This window comes from Streptomyces sp. NPDC031132, assembly GCF_055570595.1.
In genome coordinates this window covers 1-18,611 of record NZ_JBVIGX010000043.1, presented here as the reverse complement: position 1 = coordinate 18,611, position 18,611 = coordinate 1, and the positions used below count along the sequence as shown (strand labels likewise).

Genomic DNA, 18,611 nt, shown 5'->3' with positions numbered 1-18,611 from the left:
GTCAAGGGAAAGTGAGAAGCAGATGTGTGATTCCTCCTGCCATGGCCCCCGCCAGGCGTCATGGCGATCATCATCGCCATCCTCCTCGGGGTCATTGCCGCCTTCGTCGCCTGCATGCTCTCCCGCCACCTCGGCGGCACCCCGCTCGCGGGGGTCGGCTTCTGCGGCGGCTCCTTCACCACGACCCTGGGGATCGTCGCGGGCATCGAGAAGGAGCTCGGCCTCCTCTGCCCCCCACGCACCCAGCGGCGCTCGACACCCCCTTCGGGAGGGTCCCGAGCACCGTTGTCCGTCTCCGGGCACCGGCAGGCCGTTACAGGGCATGCCGGGGCTGCCAAGGCCCGGCCCCCGCAGAGAGTGGCCGGGCCAGCACCGCCCCTTACCGCATTGACGACCTTAGGAGCGCAGGCAACTGACTGAGTCGGTCATCTGTTTCTTAGCTCCGCGGTGGGGCGCCCAGGCGTACGACCTGGGGGTCGTGGGTGCTCTTGCGGTTGCCGGTTTGCGGGTCGATGCGGAAGATGCCGCTGGCTCCTCTGATGACGTTGGTGGTGTCGAACAGGTAGAGCTGGGCTGCTACTGCGTGCACGCTGGGCGGGGTCTGGGGTGTGTCGACGGCCTTGCGGATCGCGAGGCTCGCGGTGAGGACGGCGTCGTGTGCCATGACAGCCCATCCGCTGAGCAGGTGGCCATTGTAGAACTGCCGCTGCCGGAAATCGTCGACGAAGTCCTGGAAGAGGCCGCGGTCGGGGTTGCTGCTGTCGCCGAGCTGGGCCGGGTCGGCGAGAGGCACATAGAGGACGGAGATGGGGGCTTCGGGGTCTTTCAGGGCGTCCAGGTCGCGGTTCAGGGTGGCCGCGTCGGAGCCGGTGACCACGGTGATCGGGGTGGTGTGGCACGGCCGCTGGCGCAGGTCTTCGAGGAAGTCGCCCAGGTGGTTCGCGCGGCCGGCGTAGAACACCAGGTCGGGCTCGACCTTGCCGCAGAGGTTGTTGCTGATGGTGTTCAGGCCGGTCCGCACGGCGTCGTCCCGGGCATCGAATCTGAAGAAGATGCTTCCCGCCTGCAGGTAGGGCAACAGTCCGATTGCCGGGTTCCGGAAGGCCGCTTCCTGGGACTGCGTGTAGAAGTCGGTCGTTCCGTTGGGGGTGTTCGGCGCGCTGACGAGGGCTGCGGTCTTCAGCTCGGGGTGCTTGCGGATCTCCTGAGCTATGGCCTGCATCTGTGTGCTGGTGTTGGGGGCGATGCGTACCAGTCCGTCGATGCCGCCGCCGCCGTCGATGGCGCCGGTGGTGTCGAACCCGTCCGCGGTGACGAGGTCGCCGACCATCGGGATGGATGCCTTGGACAGGGACCGTGCGGCGTCGATCGACTCCTTCTGGCTCAGGCCCATGCCCGTCACCGCGACGAGCCGGTCGTTTCCGCCGGTCATCGTCTTGAGGTGGTCGACGACGGTGGACCAGCTCGTCTCGTCGGTGCCCATGTTGGCCAGCACCAGCCGGATCCTGGGGTAGGTTCCGCCTTGGTTCACCTTGTGCTGGGCGACCGCGGCTCCCTCGGCCTGATGGACGGCGCGATCGCCCGTCAGGCTCTTGTCGCCCGTGGTCAGGGGCCCCATCACGGCCACCGTGACGTAGCGGCCGCTCTTCACCGCGGCCTGGTTCTCGGCGTCGATCACGGCCAGCGCCGGTGCGAGACCCTTGCCGAACACCTCGTGGCCGTCACTGCCGTCGGTGATCCCAGCGCACCAGGCCGGCATGGTGGTCAGCGCGGCGTTGTTGGTGCCGCAGTGAGACGCCGCCGCAGCCCTCTCCTGGCGCTCCGCGTGCCACCACAGGCCGCCGGCGACCATGGCGCCGGCCACCGCCACCGAGGCCAGCCCGATCAGCCAGCGCCGACGCGCCGACCCGGAAGACCGAGCCGAGGGCCCCGTGGCCGGGTCGGCTGAGGAGCCCGGCTCGGAGGAGCCAATATCTCCGCGCTCCCCAGCCTCAAGCGCCGAATGTGCCTCCTGCGAGGGCCCAGTGGCGCCGGGACCGGCCGTCGGGACCGCAACGCCCTGCCCGGAGGCCCCCGTGCCCCCAGGTTCCGTGGCCGGGATCGCCGAAGGGCCCTGGCTGGATGGGTTCACGACTCCGAGATCGATCGTCGCGGCTACGGGAGGGGGCGGCGGCGAGGGCACGGCGTCCTGCGGCTGCCCGAGAGGGGCCCGGCCGTCGTCCAGGGCCTGCCACACCTCGATCCAGAGGCTCCGGTCCTCTTCGCTCACCCCGCAGACCTTGAGGAGCTGCTGCACGAACACGAGCTTCGGGAGCTTGTCCCGGGTCAGCGTCGCAGTCACGGTGGCCTTCGGCAGCGGCAGGCCTCCCAGCTCTGCGGCCTTGCTGGCGACCTGGTCGCCCGTCAGTCCCGTGGACCTCTGGAGGCTGGTCAGATGCCCGCGGAACTCCTTGTCGGTGGCGGCCGCGTACAGCTTGTCCCGCCAGACGGCACCGCCGCCGGGCCCTGTCAGGCCCGTCACGCCGCTCCTCCGGGCAGTGCGGCGGCGGGCTGCTCAAGCCACGAGCTGATCTGGGCCGCCGTACCGGCCGCGACGGTCACGAGCCCGAACGCGTCGAGCATCGAGTGGCCGGACTTCAAGAGCGCGGCGACCACGACCACGACCACCACGAACACCAGCACCCGCTGGCCGCCCGACAGCGCACCCGTCCCGCAAGACGGGGCGTCGGGAGCCGGCCGGGAGCTGTGGCGCCTCAAAAATCGACGAGCTTGCATGGATGCCTCCTGGGCAGTGGGCGTACGGGACAAGCCCGAAAGCGCTTACCGGGCGCCGAGTACGGGCTGTGATGGAAGGTAAGCCTGCTGTGGTCGAAGGACGGGGGCAACCCTTGTTCCTGCTCGGAATACAACCGCCCCGATCCGCTCAGAACACGCCCCGTTCCACGCCCGCCCGCCGAGGTTTCCGGCCCGGAACACAACCGGTGCGGCCCGTGCTGCGACCTGCGGCCCGCCGTTCCGAACTGCCCTTCATGCCCCGCGTGCAATGGACGCTGACCTGGGCATCAAGCGTTCGGAACGCGCCGGAACTGCTATTCGATCTTGACTATTGCCTGCGAACCGTGGTGAAACTGGACGCAGGCAGCCCACCTTGGGGCAGCCGCGACGGTGGCTCCCTCGTCAAGTCCTCCTGGGCACGACGCGGACAGCACACGGACCGTCAGAGGGCCCCTGTTACCGGCAGGGGCCCTCTTCCGCACACGCTCCGCGACGGCCGCCGGCGTTCCGAACAAGCCTTGCGAATCCCGGCGATCGTACCGACCGGCACATGCCCCGTGCAGACGAAGACGCGAAACGCCATCCGCCCAGCCGCGGCAGCCCAGTGGCGAGCCCGTGAGGTCCCGCACCTACTGCGAACGCCAACGTCCGGGGCGGGGATGGGTGGTAGATCGTCTTGCCATACGTGCAAAAGGCCGCCACCCCCGAAAACGTGGAGCAGCGGCCCTTGACCCGGCACCCAAAGGGCGCGCCTACGGGGCAGGGGTGAACTCCACCTCCGTAGCGCCGCAGCCGGCCGCGATGTCCAGCAACCGCTCCCGCTCCGCCCCGTCCGCCGCCAGCCCCCAGCGGAGCTTGGTCGCCGTCCACTCCGCCCCGTACCGGCACAGCGCGTCCGGCGCCGGCGGCAGCCACTGCGCCGGATCCTTATCCCCCTTGCCCCGGTTCGTGGCCGCTGTCACCGCCACCAGAGACGACAACTGCCCCTGGTCATTCGCGTACGCCTCGCGCCTCTTCGCGGTCCACGAACTGGCGCCCGAATCCCAGGCCTCAGCGAGCGGGACCATGTGGTCGATGTCGAGGCGGGAAGCGTCGGTGACGGTGACCTCGTCGTAGTACGACCACCAGACGCCCCCGGTCAGCGCGCAGCCCGGCCCGATCTCCGGGTACTCGACCGCCTCGGAGAGCAGGACCTCCTGGCGGGTGTTGCAGCCGTCGTTCGGGATGTCGCCGGCGTTCCAGTGCTTGAAGCTCGAGCGCTGGTAACCGGTCCGGGCCTCGAGGGCGAGCGGGAGCGCGGATACCGCGGCCCCGAGCGGCAGGACCTGCGGCAGCGGCCGCGAACCGCACCCCGGTCCATGGGTGTCCGGGCCGGCCGCGGCCAGGTACTCGCCGACCTGGCGGGCCGCGTCCGGGCGTAGCGGGACCGTGCGGCCGACTGCGCGGAGGCGGCCGTGTGCGTCGTGGCGGCCGAGGACGAGGAGCTGCGGTCGGGTGAGGGTGCCGATGATGGCGCCGATGCCGGCTTCGGTGGTGTCTCTGCGTCTGATCTTGGTCCAGCCTCTCGCGGCCGTGCGGTAGGTCTGGTCCATGCCCTTGACCACAATGCCTTCGACGCCGGACACATCGGTCCAGGACTCCAGCCACTCCCGAGCCTTGGCCAGGTCCGTCGTCATCGGACACAACGTCCACGGTGCCGTCAGCCCGTACTGCGCGAACAGTTCCTCGAGCCGGGCGCGGCGCTCGCGATACGGGCGCTTCAGCAGCTCCTCACCGTCCTGCTGCAGCACGTCGAACGCCACGAAGTACGCCAGCCACCGCACGCCGAGGGCGGCCGCGCCTCGGCTGCGCGCAGCGGCACGGCGCTGCAACGCCTCGAAGCTCAGGCGGCCCGCCTCCAACGTCCCAGACGAGGAGTTCACCATCGAGGACCAGGCCGGCGGGCAACTGCCCGGCGGCGGCCACCAGATCGGGAACCGGTCTTGAACCAAAGAGCCGCGCCGGGTCTGCAGCAGCACCCGTCTGCCCGGGTCGGCCGGGTGAACAGCAGCGCCCGGTGACCATCGAACTTCTGTTATGCACTGTTGGACAGTCCGCGTCTGCGGCCCTCGCGGCTACGCGTCCGTGGCGCCCCGTGCCGCCGCCGGATCGAGGGAGTCGATGTCCTCCATGAAGCCCAGCATCCGGGCGTTGACCAGGTCGGGGTGGTCGATCTGCGGGCCGTGGCCGGTCGCGGCGACGATCTCGGCGCGAGCGCCGTGAATCAGGCGCGGTACGCGCTCCAGCTGCCGCTTGGGGTGTACGAGCAGGCTGCGCTTGCCCATGACCAGGTAGAACGGCGTCCGGATGGAACCCAGTTCCGCGTCCGACAGCGGCAGCGGCGCGGGGCGGCGGATCCGAAAGGCCTTCACGCTGGCCTGGATGCACGTACGCAGCTCGGGAACGGTGATCACCGGCTGCTCCAGCCACTTGGCGAGGCGGGGGCGCCAGGCCTTGGGGGCGTAGGTGGCGAAGAGGCTGGCGAAGATCCATACGAAGAAGCGCAGCCCCACCTTCTCCAGGCCGCCCGGATCGAGGGCGGTGACCGAGGCGAGGCGTTCGGGCCGGAGGTGGGCCTGGTTGATGACCAGCCAGCCGCCGTACGAGGAGCCGACGAGGTGGACCTTGTCGAGGCCCAGCGAGTCGAGGGCCTCGTCCATCCACTGCGCCGCGCGCTCGGGCTGCCACATGGGCTCGCGCTGGACGCTGCGGCCGGGGTCGCCGGGAGTGTCGAGGGCGTAGACGGGGCGCTCGGCGCTCAGCGCGCGGGTGTTGGGGTACCACTGCGCGGAGCAGCCGCCCGAACCATGGATCAGGACCACGGGCGTGCGTGACTCGGCTGCCGGGTCGGCGGGGCCGTAGCGGTAGACGTGGGTGGTGCCGAAGCTCGTCTCGACGTCCGTCTCGGAGCGGACGGGTGCTCCCTTCGCGTAGAGGACGTCGCAAGTGGCGAAGTAGAGGTCGCGCAGCTCGTCACTCACGTAGCGGCCTATGTCTCGTCGCACTCGGGTCGTGTTCTCGGGCACGGGGCACCTCCAGGAAGATCCGTTCTTCGTGATACGAACGTACCATATTGTTGATACGACGGTACCATGAAGATGTTCGGACCGAGCCGGACTGTGAGCCCCGCACCACCCACCCCACCCACAGCCGGAGACAGCACTGATGCCCAAGCGCGTGGACCACGAGGAACGGCGCACCCAGATCGCCGAAGCGCTCATCCAAGTCGCGGGCCGGCGAGGGCTGCACGCCGTCGGCATGCGCGACGTCGCCGCCGAGGCCGGCGTATCCCTCCGGCTCGTGCAGTACTACTTCGAGACCAAAGAGAAGCTGCTCTTCTACGGACTCCAGCACCTGACCGACCGCTTCACCACCCGCGTGAGCGCCCGCCTGGCCGCCGCCGGCCCGGACCCGGGCCCACGCGCGACGATCGAGGCGCTGCTGCTGGCATCCCTGCCGACCGACCAGGAGAGCCGGACCTTCCACCTCCTGTACAGCTCCTACTCGATCCTGTCCGTGACCGACGGCGCACTCGCCGCCCAGCCCTTCATCGACAACCCCGACGCGGCCGAGAACGCTCTCACCGGCCTGATCGAAGGAGCCCAGGCGGCAGGCCTGGCCGATCCCGGCGCCGACGCACGCACCGAGGCCATCAGCCTGCTCGCCATGACCGCGACCATGGGCACCAGCATCCTCGTCGCCCAACGAACACCAGAGTCAGCCATCGCCGTACTGCACCACCACCTCGACCGCATCTTCCCCGCCAGCGGCCACACCACCCCGGACACCGGACAGGGGACAGACGCCAATACCTGTACATAACTTCTGCTCAAACGCCAGCACACCCGCCAGCACACCAGGCCCCGGCACCGACTCCACAGCCTGCGCCAGCATCGGCTCCACCGGCGGTCGCAACACCACCCCGGCCCCTCCCCTCACGGTCGCAGCCCCCACCATCAGCCTGCCCCCAGCAGGCGGCCCCGGCCCGCCGCACGCCGCCGGACGGACCAGCACAGCGGGGTGCCCTTGTTGTGACTGAGCGTCGTAGTTGGCCAGATCGGCCAACCACGACGCTCACCTTTCAAGGACGTCCCAGCCGGAGGTTTTAGAGCGGAAGGAGGCCGGTGACCGGAGCGAGTAGGCCGAGAGCGGGGTCGGCGGCTTTGGCGGCCTGGCCCACCTGACTAATCTGACCAAGCTGATTCAGCCTGCCGAGGATGCTGGCGCCAGTGGCGATCGGCTGATCGTCCGCGTTGGCAGGGACCGCAGTCAAGGCGAGGGCACCGAGGGCAAGTGCCGCGGCAGTGGTCAGGGTGCGCGTGTGCATCATGCCTTGATCAACGAGTGCAGCCCGCACATGGATACCTTTGAGCAGCCGCCACTCGGGTGGGCCAGCCGCTCTGGCCAACTGAAACGCTCAGCGGCCAACTGCGGCGCTCAGTCACACTTGTTGTGACTGAGCGTCGTAGTTGGCCACCCTGAGCATCACAGCTGGCCACACCCCCTGACCTGCGCAGATACCCGCTTCAGGGCGGTCGGGGCACGTGCAGCCTGGCATACCGTCGTGCGGCCACAGAGAAGAGATAGCCCTCTGGCCTGCATGAATGCCTCACGCTCAGGCTGGCCAACTATCGCGCTCACCGGACAACTACGACGCTCAGTCACGGAGACTGCCCCGCGCGCGGCGGGTCGCTAGGCCATAAAATCGAACACGTGATGCAATTGGGTGTCCCCCTCCCCAGGAGCGCACCATGACCTCCCTCGCCCCCACCACCAGACCGCAGCCTGTCACCTGGGCGCCGAGCCAGACCGGGCCCTGCACGAAATGCCATCAGCCCTGCTGCCGCTACGGGGTCGGCGGGAACCCCCTCTGCCCCGCCTGCCGGGCCGCGCGTGAACAGCCCCCACGCCCCTGACCGTGCCCGATCCCGAACCACCGCCCGTACCGATCACGCTGCTCCTCCCCGACGGCCAGGAAATCGAGCGCGTACGACTCTACGAGCGCCAGCAGCTCGACACCGGCCTGTGGATGTACCGCATCGGCGTACCCCTGTGGCAGACCTCCGAAAATGGGCGGAATGGCATCTGATGCAACACTCCGCTCTGCTGCGCAATCAGCGTCGCAGCCGGTCCGACGGCCGGAGGTGTTCCCTTCCAGGCGCTCACTCCTGGGGGTGACCTGCAACGGGAACGCCGGATCTCACATTGTTGCGTCAACTACAACAGGCTCGTGGCTGATGAGGCGCCCGGTTCGGCGCGGCTAGTACTGGCACGCAACGTGGTCCATCTGGACGCTGCGCCTGCGGTGTTCCAGGCGATGAAGGAGGGATGGGCCCGGCAGCAGCTGTCCCGGTTCCTCAAGCCCCAGACGATCGCTCCGCGCCTGCGGTTGATCGAGCGTCTGTGGGAGTTCACCGGCTTGTATCCATGGCAGTGGAGTCCGGCGGACGGAGAGGCGTTCATTGCCGCTCTGCGCGGCGGGCCGGGGCCGGTGCGGATGTCGACCGCCCGCTCGTACGAGGTGATGGTCACGCTGTTCACCGAGTACCTGCTCGATGCGCGCTACGGCTGGGCCGAAGTCTGTCTCGACCGGTTCGGCGAGGTCCCGCAGGAGGTCTTCCACGAGGGCAACTCAGTGCTGCACACCGTGGAGTACGAGGGGGACCCACGGCGGCGGCCGCTGACCTACGACGAGGTCCAGGCTCTGTTCGACGCAGCCGACGCCCGGCCGTCGCGGATCCGGGGACAGGGCCGCAAGGGCGGGCTGACGGCGATGCGGGATGCTGCGGTCCTCAAGACGATCTACGCGTTCGGCACGCGCAGGACGGAGTCCTCGCGCGTGGACCTGGTGGATCTGCGGCGGAACCGCAAGGCGCCGCAGTACGGAAGCTTCGGCAGCATGATGGTGCGGTTCGGGAAGTCGACCCGGGGCGCCCCGCCGAAACGGCGAACAGTGCTGACCGTGCCTGAGATGGACTGGGTGGTCGGTGTCCTGGAGGACTACGTCGGCTCGGTCCGGCCTCATCTGTCGCCGGGGAGGCATCCGGCGCTGTGGGTGACCGAGCGGGTAGGGCGGTTGGCTCCGCGGTCGATCAACGAGGCGTTCGTCGCGGCGCGGGAGGACGCCGACCTGGATCGGGAGCTGGACCTGCACTGCCTTCGGCACTCGTACATCACGCACCTGACGGAGTTCGGGTATCCGGCACGGTTCGTTCAGGAGCAGGTGGGGCATTCGCACGCGGCCACGACGGCGATCTACATGGGGGTGTCGAACGAATACCGCAACACGCTGCTGGAGGCGTCGTTGCGTGGCCGGCTGGGCGACGACTGGGACGAGGTTTGATGATCAAGAAGATGGGCTACCAGTGGCGGCTGATGGCGGAGCGGGAGATGTACCAGACCTCCGACCTGGTGCCGTTGCTGGCCGAGCGGGGCATCACCTTGTCGCGGGAGCAGGTCTACCGGCTGGTGACCCAGCCGCCGCAGCGCCTCAGCATGGATACCTTGGTCGCGCTGTGCGACATCCTGTCCTGCACCCCGAACGATCTGATCAAGCCGGAGGTCGTCAACACGCAACTACGCAAGACAGCTGAAGAGACTGCCGGTCCCGTGCCGCTGACCGCGCGGCGGACGGTGGTCCGCAGGCCCGGCCAGAGCCCGTCATGAGGCGACGACCCCGGGTAGAGGCAGAAGCGGCCGCGGACTTGGAGCGGACTCGCCGGAGCGTGATCGCGTACCTGAGGCGAGGTGTCGGCGACGGGCTGACGGAAGGGGAGGCCGAGCGGCTGCTGACCGAGGCCAAGGGCTGGGGCCCACAGGCCGTACGCAGTCTCGCCCAGCACTTCGCCGAGTTCCCCGAGTCGTTGACCTCACCTTCCCGACATGCCCTCGTTCCCCTGGTCCGGCTTCTGCATCTTCTGCATGCTGCGGGTCACCAGGACGCGGTGGCCAAGCTGGCGTGCGTGTCGTGCGGGCGGACCGGTCCGCTGCCTCTGACCAGTTCACCATCCGGGCGATGCTGCGGCTGGTGCTTGGCCAAGGCCGCCTTCCGTACCTGCGGCCGGTGCGGACAGGTGGACCACATCGTCACCAGCCGAGGCGGAGTGGCGGTATGTCGGCGTTGCTACCGCCAGGACGGAGTCGAGGAATGCGCCGGACGCGGGCGCCTGCGCTATCCGGGCCGCCGACTCCCGGACGGCGGGGCCCTGTGCACGAACTGCACGCCGCGGAAGCCGGAAGCGTGCTCGGGGTGCGGCAAGGTCGAGAAGGTCAGTGCCCGTACTCCGGCCGGACCGGTGTGTTCCGCCTGCTACCGCAGCCCGCCCCGCCTCTGCGGAAAGTGCGGACAGCTCCAGCCAATCCAGGTCCGGGCGGCAGGAGACCAGCCGGACATCTGCATTCGCTGCTACCGCGGCCCGAAAGGCGAATGCACGGTATGCGGCCGACTCCGGCACGGCGGCCACGTCGGCGCACGGGACGGTGATTTCCACTGCCGTACCTGCTGGCCCCTGCCCCGCCGCACCTGCTCCATCTGCCACCGGGAATCCCGCGCCCAAGCAATCTGGCCGCTCGGGCCGGTCTGCGAAACCTGCTACAAGAAACGGCGGACCAACCCGGCACCCTGCTCCTCGTGCGGCAACACCCGCATCATGATCGGTGTCGGCACCGAGAGCGCCGGTCTGTGCGCCGCATGCTGCGGCCGGGACGATCCCGCCGCACGCTGCACGGTGTGCCGAAACCCCGGCGACCTCACCGAAGACGGAAAGTGCCCGCGCTGCCGCCTCACTGACAAAGTCCGCGATCTCCTCACTCCAGCCGGCGCCCCAATGCCCGACGAGCTCACCCCTCTCGCCACCGTTCTCTCCGAGGCCGCCAACCCCTACCCAGTACTGGCGTGGCTCCGCCGCAGCCGCGCCGCCAAGACCCTGGCGAACCTGGCGGAACAACCGGAGCCGCTCACCCACCAGCTTCTCGACAAGCTCCCACAGAACGCCTCCACCCACCACGTCCGCGGCCTACTGGTCACCGCCGGCATCCTCCCCGCCGCGACGAACATCTCGCCCGCCTCCAGCTGTGGATCAACCACAACCTGCCGGGCATGCCCTCCTACCAGGCCACCCTCATCCGCCCCTTCGCCGAGTGGCACGTCCTGCGCGACGCCCGCCACCGCTCCGCCCGCGGCCGCTACACCCTCGCCGCGTCGAAGACAGACATCCGCGAGATCCGCACCGCGATCCACTTCCTGACCTGGCTCGACCAGCAGCAGCTCACCGCCACAACCACACGCCAAGCCGACCTCGACCTGTGGATCACGCGCCACCCCGCCAAGCGTCGGCCACTCGCCTCCTTCATCCGCTGGCTGCGCGCACGCCGCATCAATGTCGGCCTCGACCTCCAGCCGGAGCAGCGGGCCTTCGCGGCCACCTTTCTCACCGAGGACGACTACACCGGGCACCTGCACCGCTGCCTGGCCGACGAGACCCTGCCCCGGGACGTACGCATCCTCGGCGCTCTCACCCTCCTGTACGCCCTGCCGGTCAGCCGGATCACCGAGCTAACCACCGACCGCTACCACCGCGACGACACCGGCGCCTACTTCACCCTCGGCCGCCACCCCGTCCTGCTCCCACCCCGTCTCGCACAACTCATCGAAGCCCAAATCCACCAGCCAGCCAGCGGGTACTTCCGCGCCCTCATCAACGACGGCACCCACTACCTGCTCCCTGGGCAGGCACCCACCCGCTCCCGCAACTCCCTCGGCGCCACCGCCCTCCTGCGCCGCCACGGCATCCCTGTCCTCGCCGGACGCAATACCGCGATACTCGAAGCCGTCACCCAACTGCCGCCGATCATCGTTGCCGACCTATTCGGCCTTCACCCCCAAACCGCAACCATCTGGGCACGCCACGCCAACGACAGCTGGACCCACTACCTCGCAGCCCGTCAATAGGAGCAGGGTCGCCAACCAGCTCTCTTTGTGTCCTCCAATGGCGCACCCCCCGCCCGTTTCTCGAAACACCTCCGGCCCCGGAAAGAGTGGTTCGTTTGCGATTGTGGAACTGGTGAGACGCCCTCCGTCGTCACGATCAGGCCCCATCCGGCGCCACCGCTTGTGTCGCCCCCCGCTTCTGCCTTTGCCTGAGATCGAGCGTCGGGCGCAATAGCGAAATGATCAAAAATAGGCCAGAGACGCCGACTGCTGAAACCAGTTGCCAGGCATAATTCCCGTCAATCCCCCAGAAGAGGGCAGGCACGGTAGCGGCGCATGTTGCTACTACCATAGCCACAGCCTTCCATATCTTCCACTTTTCTTCCTTCACCGAGGAGCAAAACGCCACGATACTCACCACAGCAGATACAGCTACAAGGAGGATCCAGATCCAATCGGGAAGGCCCGGATGAGCCAAGATCGCCCCCACCAAAATTGCAGCAGAAACCGCATAGCGCAACTTCCAGCGATTCTTGCCCCACTGCCTACGTTCTCCATCCATCACCGCTGGCGCTATCGACTGCATGGCATGCCTTGCCGGGATTCCTATCTGAACCAACACGTAGGAAGCAAAAAGCACACTCAAGGTGTAGCGATGGAGCGCATCAAGCGTTACGGGTACAGACTTGCAGGAGGTTCCGTCTGCCGGACAGAAACTTGCAGCCGCTGCCGTGAAAACGACGGAGACAGCGAAAGCAAGGAGCGATATGGAGAGGATCGAAACCGCCTCTCGTATCCTGTCATGCTTAAAAGTTGCCCGACGCGCAAGGTTCTGAGTCTCGCTGATCAGATCACCTTCCCGTTTCTTTACCCGATCCTCCGATGCCCACTCATCCTCCCATTCCTTCCGCGTGGCTTCGGCTATCCTCAGAAACCAAAGCTGCGAGATCCGCCTCTCACCGGACGGCGACCTAACAACGGAGTTTTTTCGGACTCCACCCCCGTACTCGGTCGAGGGTCCTGCGCTGGATCCCCTGTAAGCCCCGGCACGCCGATGGGCGCCGTGAGGCCAGCGAGCAGCAGCATGACGGCAATGAACACGCCGAGGAGAAAAACAGTTATCGAAATCAGAGCCATCGGGGGATCGAACGGGGTGATGTCAAAGTCGTGGCCCAAATACTTCGCCGCAGCAAGGGATGCCAGTGCAAGTGTCGCGGCCGTCAAGAACGCCACGCTTGTCAGGAGTCGGCCTATCTTGTCATCCATATGCTTTATGGCATCTAGGACTTCGTCGAAGCTCGCCTGCAATAGCTCTAGCTTTGGGGGAGGTTGACTTTCTGGGGGCACCACACCAACCTGCGAGGGAGGTGGAACTCCTGGAGGAATTCCTTCCGCCGAAGAAGTTGATTCCCTTTCAACATCCCTCCACCACACAGCAAGGAGGCGCGCAATTAGGGAGACCAGGAAACCGCCGCCTACCACCAATCTCCAGCGCAGCTGTGGCACCGCTAAAGAATTAGTCTTCTTGTAGGCAGGGGTCTCTCTGCTCATGACTCAAGCGTGCGCCGAGCTGGGGTGGAATGCATCTTGGGTCCGCTCTCACGATGCTCTAACGCGCTTGCCCAAATGCCCTGCGGTCGACGGAGGCGAGTGAGGCGTCGTCGCCGGCCTCTGTCCGCTGATGTCGTGCCCGGAGCCATTATGGTAGGCCGACGTCAAACGGCCATTTACCTCGGCCCGGACGGCTTCGACCCTCGGGCCCGGCCAAGCGGCCTGAGCGCAAGCGGCCCCGGCTAAGGGCCGTAAATGATCTTCGGGTCGCCTCAGGCATGGTTGGCCGCCGTGCGGCCCGCTTGCCTATCCGGCGAGGGCGAGGTTGTGCATCCGGGCGATGCCGAGCATGGCTTGGTGAACGCCGTCGCCCTTGAGGCGGCAGTCGCGGAGGATCTTCCAGGTCTTCATCCGGGCGAAGACGTGCTCGACCCGGGCTCGGACCTTCTTGGCACGCCCAGGAACTTCCCCAGCGACGCCCCGAAGGTGCTGGGCCTGAGCGACCGCATCGCCTGATCGACAACTCAGAGGGCGCTCAGGTGATGCCCGTTTTGGTGGAGCAAGCCCGCTGGTGGAGGTCCGTCAGCTATTGCTTCCTGGCGAAGTTGCCGGTGTCAGCCTCGGTGAGGATGCCGAGTTTGACCAGGCGTTTCAGCTTGGCGCGGGTGCCTTCGACGTTCTTCGGCAGCAGTTCGTGGCCGAGGGCTTCGCAGACGTCCTTGGCTGGTAGCGGCCCGGTCGCGTGGTTGAAGGCGTCGAGGATACGGGGGTAGTCCGGGTGTTCGGGCAGGACCGGCGCGGCGGCCGGAAGCCGGCCCAGGCCCGGCACAGGTCCGGCCGGCTGCCGTCGCCGCGCCGCTGGATCGGTCCGACGGTTCCGCAGCCCCCGCACGGGCGCTGCGGCGTCTGGTAGCAGCCACGGCAGACCGGCCCTTGCGTTGTCCGCATGTGCACTTCCCCGCTCTCCCCGCACCTGGTGCAGAGCTCGGCCGGGCGGGGCCAGCAGCTGTGGCACAGGGACCCCTCGGCGGTCCTCATGGCCGGCGGCCGCCGCTGGCCGCACCGGCCGCAGTCGCGTTGCCGCCGCGGATCGCGGCTGTAGCAGAGACCGCACACCGGTCCGTCCTCCCACACCGCGGCGACGTGTGCCTCCCGGCCGCACCGTGCACACGTCCGCAGCGGCCGCGTGCATGGTGTGCAGGCCCGGCCCTCGGGTGTGGGCTCCTCCACCTTGCGGTCCGTCCGCCCGCAGCGGGCGCAGGCCAGTTCCCCGACGAGGCGGCCGTGACCGGCCTGCCGAAGGACGCGGAGCAGCCGAGGCAGAGCCAGCGGGCATTGCGAGGTCGGGGCGGCGAGTCCGGCCGGGGTGAAGTTGCGGTCAGAGGGGCAGCGCAGGCCGATAGCATCCAACCGATGGCGGGGTGCCGCAGCCTGAGCGAGGCGCGGCAGAAGTTGGGGAGTGGGCGCATGGGCAATGTCTGGACGAGGCTGACTCAGGAAGCCGGCGAACTGGGTGGCCCTGACGCTCTGAGGCAGCACTACCGGACGCAGGGGCACAAGGAGGCGGTCACGTACGCGGCCCTCGCCGCTGCGGCGACGGGGGTGGCGTACGGGGTGAACCGGTACCGCAAGTACGCCCAGGACAAGAAGATGGATCGCCGGATCGCCGAATCGGAAGCCTCAGGAGCCCCGGCCGAGGTCGACCGGGGGCACTCGACCGTGTAGAAGGTGAGCCTCCGAGAAGGCCTGTGGAGCGACGGGCCCGTCCCTGCGCGTCGCTAGGGCGGGTGGAGGTCAGGTCGTCCGTAGCGCGAGGGTCTCGTCGTGAGCGGCGGCCACTGGGACGACGCAGGGCGGAGCCGGGGTGCAGTGTTCTAGCCCGGCCTCGAGGCGGTCCGGTCCCGTCGATTTCGCGGTTGCGGGGGCTGGTTGCCGATGGCCCGACGGGAGCCGAGGGAGCCGGGTTGCGGCGCGCTGGAAGGCCCGGGTGGTCGAGCAGCGCCGCTCGTCTCGCCCGCACCTGCGCCCCTGGCTGCATCGAACGCTCTTGGTGGCTCCGGCGGTGGGACTGTTCCGCCCGTACCCCGAAACAAGGAGGGCCCCCTCCGGCCGCCGGCCGGAGGGGCTTCGAGTGGGCGCAGGCTACTGGCGCCAGCGGTTCTGACCTGGTCCCTTGCAGGTGTACGTCTTCCCGTTCGCCGTGCCGACCGCTCCGGCCGGCGAGCAGAACGCCCCCGGATGCACGGTCTTCGCACCGCCCCCCGTCGACCCGCCCTGGCTCGACGAGTCGTCATCGCCTCCCGAGGGCTCGGGACGCTTGTAGTCGGGATCGTTCGCCGGAATCTGGTAGGTGGTGCCCTTCGCAGCGGGGCACGTCTTCACCAGGGATGCGTCGCTCCACCGGCCCAGGTCCAGACGGACCGTCGTGGTCGAGGTGACCTTGCCGCCCTTGCCCGGGTCCTGGAAGCAGACGTGCCACTCCTCGCCGTCCTTCGCGGCCTGCTCAGCGGTGGGCGTGTCAGTGTCCAGGTAGACGTCCTCGAGCTTCACCCGCTCGAGCGGCACACCTGCCGCCTTGAGGTCCGCCACCGCCTTGTTGTAGGTGGCGCCCACCACGTTCGGCATCACGGGCCAGGGCAGGGCGCCGCCGTCCTCCTTCGGACACGGCTCGCCCTCCTTCACCACGGAGAAGTCGACGCCCTTCTTTCCTTCGGCCAGGTCGGAGATCTTCTGGAAGCACACGGTCCAGTTCCCTGCCAGGACGACCTCACGGGACTCGTTCGAAGCATCACGGTTGCCGACCGTGTACCCGGCCGCCTCGGCGCCCTTGCGTGCCTCGCTCAGCGCCTTGCCCGCGTAGTCCCCCAGCTGTGGCGCAGCCGCAGGTGCGGGAGTCGCCGGTGCTTTCGACGTGGCAGCCGCCGTTGGTGCCGCCGCCGGCTTCGCATCGTCCTTCTTCTTCACCGGGTGCGCGATGCCGGCCACGATCAGGCAGAGCAGCAGGGTGCCGACCGTTGCGGCGATCCGCTGCCACACCTTCCACGGATGCCGCAGCCCGCCCGTGCTGATCCAGATCAGAGCGATGGAGGCGAACATGAGGAGGATGCCGAGTCCCTCGACGATCGCCATGGTGACGGCCGCCATGCCAATGAACGCGAGACGGGCTTTCGAGGTCTGCCACCAGGGGCGTATCGGGGCAGGTGGAGGCGCGTAAGGGTAGGGCGGCTGGCCGTAGGCCACTGCAGACTCCTCAGTAACAGAAAGTATCGATGTAACTGCCGGATCGTAGCGAGAAAGACGAACCGCTTCCGCGCCGACCGACATACGAACCCTCCGCCCAGGACGGGCGTGGACCCGCCAGGACGTCGAGACCGGCGAGCAAGCGCCGTGATTCAACCCTGACGCCCCTTGCAAACAGACAGGTCAGGACTCAACGGTGCTCGGTCACCCGGGTCTGCCCGGCCGCGTCTGCCTGCTCTCCGCTTCGGGGATGGCCCGATGCGCCGCTGCTGAACTTCTGCGGCGAACGGCGAACAGCGAGGCCGACTGAGCCCGCCGGGGCTGCGGCCTCCCTTGTGAGCAGAGAGTCCAGGCGCGGCGTGGCCGCTGAGCCGGAATCCGCACAGCTGGCATTCGGCGAACATCGCCGCGGCCGCCCCGGTGCGGGGTGGCCGCGGCGCCGTGCAGGTGGCTCGGCCGGGCGGTTCAGCTGTGGTGGTTAAGGGCAGGCCTCGCCGAACTTGACCACGCCTACGGAGATCTTTTCGGTGACGGGGACGGCCTTGTTCTTCGGGTCCTGCTCGCAGATCTTCCAGTTGGTCAGGAGCAGTACCGTGCGGCCCTGGCCGCTGACGTCGTGGAACGAGGTGGCCTTGTAACCGTCAGCGAAGCCTGCCGTCTTGAGGGCTTCCACGAGCAGGTCACCGGACTTACCGGTCATGTCAGGGACTTGCGCCGTCTGCGGCGCTGTTTCCTGCGTCGGCGAGGGCGACGGCTCGGGGGCCTTGACCGCCACGGGCGGAGGTGCGGTGACCGTGACGGTTGCGGTAACAGTGACAGTGACGGTGGGAGCGGGCTTGGCCTCGGCCGACTTGGCCTCGGAGGGTGACACAACAGCAGCGACCACCGCGGCTATCAGGAAGAAGGCAACCATGCCTCCGCACCCGAGGACGGTCTTCTGCTTGGCGTTGAGCTGCCCATCGACCTTGCCGGGGCCGGCCTCCGGCCGCGGAGCAAAGGGAGGGTGGGCTCCCGGTGCTGTGGGGGCGGGAGCAGCGTCGAGCTGCTGCGGGTAGCCGGGCTCAGGGGTGGGCACAGTCATGGATTGCTCCAGTGGCAAGCGAGAGGTGGCCCCAACTTGGTGCGGTGAAGTGGGGTTCTCACACTGACGCCGGGAGCTGGCGGCGCTCAACATACACGTTGAAAGCCGAACAACACCAGAGCCCACGATCAAGGCCCTGCAGCAGCGTAAAGGGCCGCTGACCTGCGTTCGCGTGCCTTCGCCTCCCCGGACGACTGCCTCTGCCGACCCGTAGGACGATGCCGGACCCATCCTGCCCGCCCGGCGCGTCGGCGCCTGCCACGCCGGGTCTTCGGGGAGAGACTGCTTGGCGTCCGGGACGAGCAGATGCAGCGCCCCGGCGCATCCGCAAGGCGATTGTGCCGACCGGTACTTGTGGGCCTCGTTGCTGGACTCCGCCACGCATGGAGCCGGGGAGCAGTGGACGACACCTCGACACTTCACCGGACGCCCAGCGGCGAGGGCCATGCTGTCGAACAGTGACCCGACGCAGTGCGCCCCCGCCCCGATGGAGTCAGTCCCAGCAGCAGAAATAGCGCAGGTTCGGAATACCGCATCTCCACCAGTGGGGCGGCGGCGCCGAGCCGGCCGAGTACAGCACATGGGTGACCTCCGCGCAGCTGCGCCCGATCCCCGGCGTAGACCTGGACGCCGTACCCAGCCACCGCACCGCCATCACGGCCCCTGCCGTCCGGTGGGCCTGGCTCCTGGATGGCCCTACCCGAGGACGGGCCGCAACCATCCATGCCGAGGGCTGCAAGCTCGCCACCGGTCATGCGCACCCGCTGAACACCACCGCGGCGCTCGAGGCACTGGCACGACCCGGCACGGCGGCATGCCCCGGATGCGACGCCGCCGAGACCCTCCTCCCGATCCTCCACCACGGCCAGAACGGGGACGAACGGGAGGAGATCGGCTAGGACTTGTCCGGCCGATCATGTTCGGAGCCAGATGCTGAGGGCTGCGGCGGTTGCGGTGCCAAGGTAGACGTAGCGGCGTTTGATGCCCCTATGGATG

The 18,611-nt window shown here is 68.3% G+C and carries 15 protein-coding genes and 3 pseudogenes; 7 read left to right on the top strand and 11 right to left on the bottom strand.

Annotation, left to right across the window (positions count from 1 at the left end; all coding sequences use genetic code 11):
- Positions 1 to 436: 436 nt before the first annotated feature.
- The 5 genes and pseudogenes from ACZ49B_RS34900 to ACZ49B_RS34880 form a co-directional block, all read right to left on the bottom strand.
- Positions 437 to 2,521, bottom strand: a complete 2,085-nt coding sequence (locus ACZ49B_RS34900; protein WP_468314113.1) for a type 1 periplasmic-binding domain-containing protein — start codon at positions 2,519 to 2,521, stop codon at positions 437 to 439.
- Entirely contained in the window at positions 2,518 to 2,775 is a 258-nt protein-coding gene (locus ACZ49B_RS34895) for a hypothetical protein (RefSeq protein ID WP_468314110.1), read from the bottom strand. Before ACZ49B_RS34895 ends, ACZ49B_RS34900 begins: the two co-directional genes overlap by 4 nt.
- A 752-nt stretch (positions 2,776 to 3,527) precedes the next feature.
- Entirely contained in the window at positions 3,528 to 4,160 is a 633-nt protein-coding gene (locus ACZ49B_RS34890) for an HNH endonuclease family protein (RefSeq protein ID WP_468314172.1), read from the bottom strand.
- Positions 4,161 to 4,382: 222 nt separating this feature from the next.
- Positions 4,383 to 4,700, bottom strand: a pseudogene (locus ACZ49B_RS34885) (ATP-dependent DNA ligase); the annotation flags it as partial.
- 189 nt (positions 4,701 to 4,889) lie between these two features.
- A complete protein-coding gene (locus ACZ49B_RS34880; protein WP_468314109.1) occupies positions 4,890 to 5,840 on the bottom strand; it encodes an alpha/beta fold hydrolase in 951 nt (316 codons plus the stop codon).
- 139 nt (positions 5,841 to 5,979) lie between these two features.
- Between ACZ49B_RS34880 and ACZ49B_RS34875 the strand changes: the two genes are divergently transcribed.
- From ACZ49B_RS34875 to ACZ49B_RS34855, 5 genes are all read left to right on the top strand, one after another.
- On the top strand, positions 5,980 to 6,636 hold the full coding sequence (locus ACZ49B_RS34875; RefSeq protein ID WP_468314106.1) for a TetR/AcrR family transcriptional regulator: 657 nt from the start codon (positions 5,980 to 5,982) through the stop codon (positions 6,634 to 6,636).
- 1,096 nt (positions 6,637 to 7,732) lie between these two features.
- Positions 7,733 to 7,903, top strand: coding sequence for a hypothetical protein (locus tag ACZ49B_RS34870; RefSeq protein ID WP_468314104.1), 171 nt, complete (start codon positions 7,733 to 7,735; stop codon positions 7,901 to 7,903).
- 228 nt (positions 7,904 to 8,131) lie between these two features.
- On the top strand, positions 8,132 to 9,157 hold the full coding sequence (locus tag ACZ49B_RS34865; RefSeq protein WP_468314169.1) for a tyrosine-type recombinase/integrase: 1,026 nt from the start codon (positions 8,132 to 8,134) through the stop codon (positions 9,155 to 9,157).
- Positions 9,157 to 9,480, top strand: coding sequence for a helix-turn-helix domain-containing protein (locus tag ACZ49B_RS34860; protein WP_468314102.1), 324 nt, complete (start codon positions 9,157 to 9,159; stop codon positions 9,478 to 9,480). The genes ACZ49B_RS34865 and ACZ49B_RS34860 overlap by 1 nt, the downstream gene beginning before the upstream one ends.
- 1,432 nt (positions 9,481 to 10,912) lie before the next feature.
- Positions 10,913 to 11,764 (top strand): hypothetical protein, encoded by an 852-nt coding sequence (locus ACZ49B_RS34855; protein ID WP_468314099.1) that lies wholly within the window; start codon positions 10,913 to 10,915, stop codon positions 11,762 to 11,764.
- A 136-nt stretch (positions 11,765 to 11,900) separates the two neighbouring features.
- Here ACZ49B_RS34855 and ACZ49B_RS34850 read toward each other — a convergent pair whose 3' ends face one another.
- The 4 genes and pseudogenes from ACZ49B_RS34850 to ACZ49B_RS34835 all read right to left on the bottom strand — a co-directional run.
- On the bottom strand, positions 11,901 to 12,383 hold the full coding sequence (locus ACZ49B_RS34850; protein ID WP_468314096.1) for a hypothetical protein: 483 nt from the start codon (positions 12,381 to 12,383) through the stop codon (positions 11,901 to 11,903).
- A 287-nt stretch (positions 12,384 to 12,670) separates the two neighbouring features.
- Positions 12,671 to 13,294 carry a hypothetical protein gene (locus ACZ49B_RS34845; protein WP_468314093.1) on the bottom strand — a complete coding sequence of 208 codons (624 nt, stop codon included), beginning with the start codon at positions 13,292 to 13,294 and terminating at the stop codon, positions 12,671 to 12,673.
- A 306-nt stretch (positions 13,295 to 13,600) separates the two neighbouring features.
- Positions 13,601 to 13,744 (bottom strand): annotated as a pseudogene (locus ACZ49B_RS34840) (transposase); the annotation flags it as partial.
- Positions 13,745 to 13,880: 136 nt separating this feature from the next.
- Positions 13,881 to 14,123, bottom strand: a pseudogene (locus ACZ49B_RS34835) (hypothetical protein); the annotation flags it as partial.
- A 638-nt stretch (positions 14,124 to 14,761) separates the two neighbouring features.
- Between ACZ49B_RS34835 and ACZ49B_RS34830 the strand changes: the two are divergent.
- Entirely contained in the window at positions 14,762 to 15,019 is a 258-nt protein-coding gene (locus ACZ49B_RS34830; protein ID WP_468314090.1) for a hypothetical protein, read from the top strand.
- A gap of 417 nt (positions 15,020 to 15,436) precedes the next feature.
- Here the strand turns inward: ACZ49B_RS34830 and ACZ49B_RS34825 are convergent, their stop codons facing one another.
- Both ACZ49B_RS34825 and ACZ49B_RS34820 read right to left on the bottom strand, forming a co-directional pair.
- Positions 15,437 to 16,438 carry a PASTA domain-containing protein gene (locus ACZ49B_RS34825; RefSeq protein WP_468314088.1) on the bottom strand — a complete coding sequence of 334 codons (1,002 nt, stop codon included), beginning with the start codon at positions 16,436 to 16,438 and terminating at the stop codon, positions 15,437 to 15,439.
- Between the two features lie 574 nt (positions 16,439 to 17,012).
- Positions 17,013 to 17,615 carry a hypothetical protein gene (locus tag ACZ49B_RS34820; RefSeq protein ID WP_468314086.1) on the bottom strand — a complete coding sequence of 201 codons (603 nt, stop codon included), beginning with the start codon at positions 17,613 to 17,615 and terminating at the stop codon, positions 17,013 to 17,015.
- A 584-nt stretch (positions 17,616 to 18,199) separates the two neighbouring features.
- Here ACZ49B_RS34820 and ACZ49B_RS34815 point away from each other — a divergent pair.
- Positions 18,200 to 18,514, top strand: a complete 315-nt coding sequence (locus tag ACZ49B_RS34815; protein ID WP_468314083.1) for a DUF6233 domain-containing protein — start codon at positions 18,200 to 18,202, stop codon at positions 18,512 to 18,514.
- Positions 18,515 to 18,611 lie beyond the last annotated feature (97 nt).

Coding starts and splice junctions, on each gene's coding strand:
- ACZ49B_RS34825 (WP_468314088.1), bottom strand. CDS start 16,438: ATGGCGGCCGTCACCATGGCGATCGTCGAGGGACTCGGCATCCTCCTC.
- ACZ49B_RS34845 (WP_468314093.1), bottom strand. CDS start 13,294: ATGAGCAGAGAGACCCCTGCCTACAAGAAGACTAATTCTTTAGCGGTG.
- ACZ49B_RS34855 (WP_468314099.1), top strand. CDS start 10,913: ATGCCCTCCTACCAGGCCACCCTCATCCGCCCCTTCGCCGAGTGGCAC.
- ACZ49B_RS34865 (WP_468314169.1), top strand. CDS start 8,132: ATGAAGGAGGGATGGGCCCGGCAGCAGCTGTCCCGGTTCCTCAAGCCC.
- ACZ49B_RS34820 (WP_468314086.1), bottom strand. CDS start 17,615: ATGACTGTGCCCACCCCTGAGCCCGGCTACCCGCAGCAGCTCGACGCT.
- ACZ49B_RS34875 (WP_468314106.1), top strand. CDS start 5,980: ATGCCCAAGCGCGTGGACCACGAGGAACGGCGCACCCAGATCGCCGAA.
- ACZ49B_RS34860 (WP_468314102.1), top strand. CDS start 9,157: ATGATCAAGAAGATGGGCTACCAGTGGCGGCTGATGGCGGAGCGGGAG.
- ACZ49B_RS34830 (WP_468314090.1), top strand. CDS start 14,762: ATGGGCAATGTCTGGACGAGGCTGACTCAGGAAGCCGGCGAACTGGGT.
- ACZ49B_RS34895 (WP_468314110.1), bottom strand. CDS start 2,775: ATGCAAGCTCGTCGATTTTTGAGGCGCCACAGCTCCCGGCCGGCTCCC.